This window comes from Streptomyces sp. NPDC001714 (assembly GCF_042892755.1).
Classification (GTDB): Bacteria; Actinomycetota; Actinomycetes; order Streptomycetales; family Streptomycetaceae; genus Streptomyces.
The window spans coordinates 555,314-561,313 of record NZ_JBIAUL010000007.1 but is presented as its reverse complement, the minus strand read 5'-3'; the positions used below and the strand labels follow the sequence as shown (position 1 = coordinate 561,313).

The window sequence follows — 6,000 nt, the reverse complement described above, 5'->3', positions numbered from 1 at the left end:
CGGTCAGGGAGCAACGGCTCGATCCGCGACCACTGCGCATCAGTTAACGGCACACCCAGACCAACGACCGACTGATCCAAACGAAACGGCCTAGGCCTCAGGACGCCTCCCAGATGAGGTGCAGCTCCTCCGGTGAGCGGTGGATCATCGTCGGGCGCATGGTCACCGGACGGCCTTCCGCGAGCCGCAGGTCCGGCAGCCGACGGGTCAATTCGTCCACGGTGATGCGGAGTTGCTCGCGCGCCAACTGGGCGCCGACGCAGGCGTGGGCGCCGAAGCCGAAGGCGAGGTGGCGGGCGGGGGCGGCCCGGGTGATGTCGAACGCGTCGGGGCGGGGGTGACGCGAGGCATCGCGGTTGGCCGCACCGAAGGCGACGAACAGCTCGGCGCCGGCCGGGAGTTCGGTGCCGGCGAGGGTGACCGGGCGGGTGGCGACCCGGCGGAAGCCCTGGAGCGCGCCGTCGTAGCGGGCCGCCTCCTCCACGGCCGCCGGGATCAGGTCGGGTCGCTCGCGGAGGAGTTGCCACTGCTCCCGGTGGCTCAGCAGGTGCAGGACGGTGGTGCCGATCAGCGCGGTGGTGGTCAGGTGCCCGGCGATCAGCAGGTTCTGGAGGTGGGCTACGGCCTCGTGGCGCTGTTCCAGGGGGAGTTCGGCATGGCCGGGTTCGGACACGGAGGCGACGATCTCCGTGGCCAGGTCCTCACGGGGGTGGGTGTAGCGGTCGCGGGCGCAGCGGTCGAGGACGTGCTGCATGGCGACGACGTCCTCGGCGGCGGCGATCTGCCCGGCCTCCGGCAGCGGCCGGAACAGCAGCTCCTCGGCGCGGCGCCCGCCGTGCACGACCAGGGGCACGTCGGCGGGGTCGAGTCCGACGATCCGGCCGATGACCTCACCGGGCAGCCGATCGGCGTAGGCCGACATGAGCTCCACCCGGCCGTCTGCCGCGAACCCGTCGACGAGGGTGGCGGCGCGTGCACGGGCGTACGGCACGGCCGCCGCGATCCGGGCCGGCGACAGCGCCCGCAGCAGCGGGGCGCGCAGCCGCTGGTGCCGTTCGCCGTCCGAGGTGACCACGACCGGCCGGCCGCCGAAGCCGCCGCCGAGCACGGCGAGCGCGGCGGGCGAGGGCATGACGTCCGGCCGTAACGCGTTCGCCGACGAGAACTCCTCGGTGCGGCGCAGCACTTCGCGGACGTCGGCGTCCCGGGCCACCAGCCAGGCGTCCAGTTCGGGCACCCGCACGAGCCCCTCCGCTGCCCGCGCCCGCGCGTAGAGCGGGTAGGGCTCGCGCATCAAGTCGTCGAGGCTGGCGTAGCTGTCGTGCCTGTCGTGCAGTTCGTGCTCCACGAGACGCTCCCCGGGACGGACGACGGCGGTACGGGCCGCGTTCATGGTGCCGTACCGCCGTGCGCTCCCGACAGAGCCGGGTCAGAAGACGACCCACCACCCTTCGCGGGCCGCCTGCTCGGCCGTGTACGACACCCCGTGCGCCTTGAGGCCGGCGGCGTCGAGGAGGGTGATCTCGCCGCCGCGGTTGCCGAGTCGGGCGCCGTCGGACAGCGGCACGGCGAGGGTGGCGCCGGCGGCCAGCGGACCGGCCGGTACCGGGGAGGCCTGGCCGATGCGGTTGAGCAGGCGCCAGCCGGTGAGGTCGACCGGGGCGGGCGAGGCGTTGAGGAGGATGACGGTCTCCGCCTCGGGGGTGGGGCCGGGCGGGTTGACGAGCGCGGCGACGACCCGGACCGGCTGCTCGCCGGGGGCGGGCCGGGAGGTGTCGACGTCGGGGAGGGTATGGCCGGTGACGTCGTCGGTGTGCCAGGCCTGGCTCTGGAAGGCGAGGAAGATCCCGACCCAGCGGTCCCGGTTCCCGTCCTCGCCCGGGAGGCGGATGAGGAGACCGCCGTCCTGCCACACCCCGTCGTCGCCGGTGAAGCGGCCGCTGTTGCCCTGGTTCATGTGGATGTCGTGCACGCCGTTGCCGGGCAGGAAGCCGAACACCTTGTCCTTGACGCCGGTTTCGGGCCCCCAGCGCTCGCCGAAGAGGTACAGCCGGACGCGGGGGTCGTCGACGGCCCGCCGGACGTAGTGGTCGAGCAGGTCGGCCAGGTCGTTGTCGGGGCCGGGACGGTCCGCCGGCAGGACGCGCAGCCTCGCCGGGTCGAAGAGGTTGCCGCGCACGAAGTCGAGGTTGGGTCCGCCGGGTCCCGGCGGCAGCGTGTTCCAGCCGCCGGCCAGTCCCTCCAGCCGGGCGGTGATGGGGTGCTTGAAGTCGTCGTCGACGAGGTAGAGCAGGTCGGCGGGCTTCTGCTGGGACAGGACGTTGACGGCGGCCCGGTAGTGGACGCCGGCGTCGTCTGTGAGGTGGATCTGGTAGTGCGGGGTCTCGGCGGCGCCTTCGCGCCGGACGCCGACAGCCCGCGTGATCAGTACGCCATAGGTCTTCAACGGCATGATGACCAACTCCCCGTAAAAGCAGGCGGTTTGCCCGCCCATGGCGGAAATCGTACGAGCCCGGAGCCGGTTGCGGCCCGGGTTGGACGATTCTGTCGGTCCTGTGAACAGTCGGTGCGTGCCCCGTTTCCGGTGGCCGGGTCCCTACGATCGTGCCGTGGTCAACTTCCTCCTCCGGCGGACGGCTCCGCTCCCGATCGACGAGGCATGGCGCCGGCTCACGGAGTGGTCCCGGCACGCCGACGTAGTTCCGCTGACCCGGATCACCGTGCTCACCGATCCCCCGACCCACGAGGGCACGGTCTTCGTGGCGCGCTCCGGTCTCGGACCGCTGTCCTTCGAGGATCCCATGGAGGTGACCGTCTGGCATCCTCCCGAGGACGGCGGCCCCGGCCGGTGCCGGCTCGTCAAGCACGGCCGGGTGGTGCTCGGCTGGGCCGAACTGGCGGTGCACCCGGGCCCCGGCGGCCGTACCCGGGTGGTCTGGCACGAGGAGCTGCGGATCCGGGGGCTGCCGTCGCTCTTCGACCCCCTGGTGCGCATGGCCTCCCGGGCCGTCTTCGGGCGCGCGGTCAACTCCCTCCTCCGGCGGCCCTGACGGCGGTGCCGGACAGGCCCTAGGCCACCGACCCGATCCGCCGCGCCGGGACCGGCGACGACGTCACGTCGTGGTGGATCGGGGTGTGCGCGCCGGTCAGGGAGGCCCCGCTGCCGCCCCTGCGGTTCGCGACGATCTCGGCCGCGATCGACAGCGCGGTCTCCTCGGGCGTACGGGCGCCGAGGTCGAGGCCGATGGGCGACCGGAGGCGGGCCAGCTCCAGTTCCGTGACGCCGACCTCGCGCAGGCGCTCGTTGCGGTCCAGGTGGGTGCGGCGGGAGCCCATCGCGCCGACGTAGGCCACCGGGAGGCGGAGGGCGAGCCGGAGCAGCGGGACGTCGAACTTGGCGTCATGGGTGAGGACGCACAGGACGGTACGGCCGTCGACCTGCGTGCGCTCCAGGTACCTGTGCGGCCACTCGACGACGATCTCGTCGGCCTCCGGGAAGCGGTTCCGCGTCGCGAAGACGGTCCGCGCGTCGCACACCGTCACGTGGTAGCCGAGGAACGTGCCGACCCGGACCAGCGCCGACGCGAAGTCGATCGCGCCGAAGACGATCATCCGGGGCGGCGGGACGGAGGACTCGACCAGCACCGTGAGCGGTGCTCCGCAGCGTGAGCCCTGCTCTCCGATCTCCAGGGTGCCGGTGCGGCCCGCGTCCAGGAAGGCGGCGGCCTCGGCGGCGACCGTGCGGTCCAGCTCGGGGTGGGCGCCGAAGCCGCCCTCGTGGGAACCGTCGGCGGCCACCAGGAGGGCACCGCCCAGCAGCTCCGCCGGCCCGGTGACGATCCGGGCCAGGGCCGCGGCCTCCCCGCGCGCGGCGGCGGCCAGCGCGGCGGCCACCACCGGCCGGGCGGGGTCGTCCGCCCGGACCGGGGTGACCAGGATGTCGATGACGCCCCCACAGGTCAGGCCGACGGCGAAGGCGTCCTCGTCGCTGTACCCGAAGCGCTCCAGGACGGTCTCCCCGTCCTCCAGCGCCTGCCGGCACAGCTCGTACACGGCACCCTCCACGCACCCGCCGGACACCGAGCCGACGGCGATCCCCTCGCCGTCCACCGCGAGGGCGGCGCCGGGCTGCCGCGGCGCACTCCCCCCGACCGCCACCACCGTGGCCACGGCGAAGTCCCGCCCATCGGCGACCCACCGGCTCAGCTCCTCGGCGATGTCCAGCATGTCCGGATCTCCTTGACGAAGTTGAGGGAAAGCGCCCCGCAAGGGGCGCGGGAACTGCGCGACCAGCCCCAACGGACCCGCAGCCGACCACGGGCCCGTTCACGGCTCTCTCCCGGCGGAGCGTCTAGTGGACGCCCAGCCAGCTCTCAATGGGATTGAGGGCGAAATAGACCAGGAAGATCCCTGTCAGGCCCCACATGAATGCCCCGATTTCCCGGGCCCTGCCCTGAGCTGCCTTGATGGCGGTGTACGAGATCACACCGGCGGCCACGCCGGTGGTGATGGTGTAGGTGAACGGCATCAGGACGACCGTCAGGAACACCGGGATGGCGGTGGCCCGGTCGGCCCAGTCCACGTGCCTGGCGTTCATCAGCATCATCGCGCCGATGACCACCAGGGCGGCCGAGGCGACCTCCTGCGGGACGATCGCGGTGAGCGGGGTGAAGAACAGGCAGGCCGCGAAGAACAGGCCGGTGACGACGGACGCGAGACCCGTACGGGCACCCTCGCCGACGCCGGTCGCCGACTCGATGAACACGGTCTGCCCGGAGCCGCCCGCCACCCCGCCGATCGCGCCGCCCGCGCCGTCGATGAACAGCGCCTTGGACAGGCCCGGCATCCGGCCCTTGTCGTCGGCCAGCTTCGCCTCGGTGCCGACGCCGATGATGGTGGCCATCGCGTCGAAGAACCCGGCGAGCACCAGGGTGAAGACGATCATCGCCACCGTCATCGCGCCGACCTTGCCCCAGCCGCCGAACGCGACGTGCCCGAAGAGCGAGAAGTCCGGCATGGAGACGGCGGAGCCGTGCAGTTCGGGGGCGCCGTCGGCCCACTGCCCGGGGTCGACGACCCCGAGGCCGTTCAGTGCGGCCGCCACGACGGTGCCGCTGATGATGCCGATCAGGATCGCGCCGGGGACGTTCCGGGCCTGCAGCATGAAGATCAGCAGCAGGGTGCCGGCGAAGAGCAGGACCGGCCAGCCGGCCAGTTCGCCGGCCGGGCCGAGGGTGACCGGGGTGGCCTTGCCCTGGTGCACGAAGCCGGACTTGTAGAAGCCGATGAGGGCGATGAACAGGCCGATGCCCATGGTGATGCCGTGCTTGAGCGCGAGCGGGATCGCATTCATGATCATCTCGCGCAGGCCGGTGACGACCAGGAGCATGATGACCACGCCGTACATCACGCACATGCCCATCGCCTGCGGCCAGGTCATCTGCGGGGCGACCTGCGAGGAGAGCACGCCGGAGACGGAGAGGCCGGCGGCGAGCGCGAGGGGCACCTTGCCGACGAAGCCCATCAGCAGTGTGGTGAAGGCCGCCGCGAACGCCGTCGCGGTGATCAGCGCCTTCTGGCCGAGGGTGTCCCCGGCCGCGTCCTTGCCTGACAGGATCAGGGGGTTGAGCAGGAGGATGTACGCCATCGCCATGAAGGTGGTGACGCCGCCGCGGACCTCACGCGCGACGCTCGATCCCCGCAGGGATATGTGAAAGTACCGGTCGAGCCAGGAGCGTCCGGCCGGGACGCGGGTGCCTTCGCCCGCGTCTTCGGCCGTCGCCCTGGGTTCGAGTGACTGCTGGGTCATGGTGCCGTCTCCCAAGGTTCACAGGGGCCCCCGCGCATGCCGATGCCTTCGGCGACACGCGGGATTTGGGAAGTGCATGACCCGGGGGACGGCCCGGAGGTGCACGCTTGTGGGGTTGGCGCCGGGGAGTTGATCAGTTGCCCGGCGCCGGGGTGCCGTTGCGCCCACCCGTGCCGCCATGGGGTCCCCCC

Annotated in this window: 5 protein-coding genes; 1 reads left to right on the top strand and 4 read right to left on the bottom strand. The window is 72.4% G+C overall.

What is annotated here, in order from left to right; translation table 11 throughout:
- Positions 1–97 precede the first annotated feature (97 nt).
- Positions 98–1,348, bottom strand: coding sequence for a cytochrome P450 (locus tag ACFY0P_RS21790; RefSeq protein ID WP_388915415.1), 1,251 nt, complete (start codon positions 1,346–1,348; stop codon positions 98–100).
- Between the two features lie 81 nt (positions 1,349–1,429).
- On the bottom strand, positions 1,430–2,452 hold the full coding sequence (locus ACFY0P_RS21785) for a DUF2278 family protein (RefSeq protein WP_388915412.1): 1,023 nt from the start codon (positions 2,450–2,452) through the stop codon (positions 1,430–1,432).
- Positions 2,453–2,609: 157 nt separating this feature from the next.
- On the opposite strand from ACFY0P_RS21785, the gene ACFY0P_RS21780 reads away from it, so the two are divergent.
- On the top strand, positions 2,610–3,050 hold the full coding sequence (locus ACFY0P_RS21780; RefSeq protein WP_388915347.1) for an SRPBCC family protein: 441 nt from the start codon (positions 2,610–2,612) through the stop codon (positions 3,048–3,050).
- Positions 3,051–3,069: 19 nt separating this feature from the next.
- Here ACFY0P_RS21780 and ACFY0P_RS21775 read toward each other — a convergent pair whose 3' ends face one another.
- Positions 3,070–4,227 carry an XdhC family protein gene (locus tag ACFY0P_RS21775; protein ID WP_388915344.1) on the bottom strand — a complete coding sequence of 386 codons (1,158 nt, stop codon included), beginning with the start codon at positions 4,225–4,227 and terminating at the stop codon, positions 3,070–3,072.
- Positions 4,228–4,351: 124 nt separating this feature from the next.
- The gene (locus ACFY0P_RS21770) at positions 4,352–5,809 is read right to left on the bottom strand and encodes an NCS2 family permease (protein WP_388915341.1); all 1,458 of its coding nucleotides are present in this window, start codon (positions 5,807–5,809) and stop codon (positions 4,352–4,354) included.
- Between the last annotated feature and the right edge of the window lie 191 nt (positions 5,810–6,000).